The organism is Massilia eurypsychrophila (assembly GCF_002760655.1).
Lineage (GTDB): Bacteria > Pseudomonadota > Gammaproteobacteria > Burkholderiales > Burkholderiaceae_D > JAFCUW01.
Window position 1 is genome coordinate 1 of sequence record NZ_PDOC01000093.1, and the last position, 539, is coordinate 539.

Annotated in this window: 1 protein-coding gene; it reads left to right on the top strand. The window is 65.1% G+C overall.

The genetic code is table 11. The features are described 5' to 3' along the window. Positions 1 to 539, top strand: a 539-nt coding sequence (locus tag CR105_RS28645) for a site-specific integrase (RefSeq protein WP_502522753.1), incomplete at both ends; no start/stop codon positions are given.

Below are 539 nucleotides of genomic sequence, written 5' to 3' on the forward strand. Positions count from 1 at the left end.
GCCCGCGCCTTTCTGCTGCATGGCATGCTTGCGCCGTCGACGCTGAAAAGCACAAAAACCGAGCTGTCCCGGTTTCTCTGGTGGTGCCGCGACCAGCAGCTGCGCCTGGCGGACTTGCGCATCGAGGACACGGCGGCGTACCGCGATTTCCTCCTCGACCCGCAACCACGGGAAAAATGGATTTCCGCCAGCGCCTACGCGCCCGGGCATGCTCGCCATGACCCCAACTGCGGTACCCGCTGGCCACGCAACGACCCCCGCTGGCGCCCTTTCTCCGGACCATTGTCGACGCAAAGCGCACGCCAGGCCTTTCGTGTCGCGCGCGCGCTGACGGCCTTCGCTAAAAACACGGGATATCTCGAGCGGGAGCCTGGTGTGCTGGTCAAGAATTTCCGCGTTCCCCGTCATGCGAGAGTTGAACGCTACCTCGGCCCGGCCACGATCGCCTATGTCGACGCCGCCATCGCTGCCCTCCCCCGCGCTCCAGGGCAAGAGACACGCAGCGCCGCACGAGACCATTTCCTGTTCGTCGCTTTCGT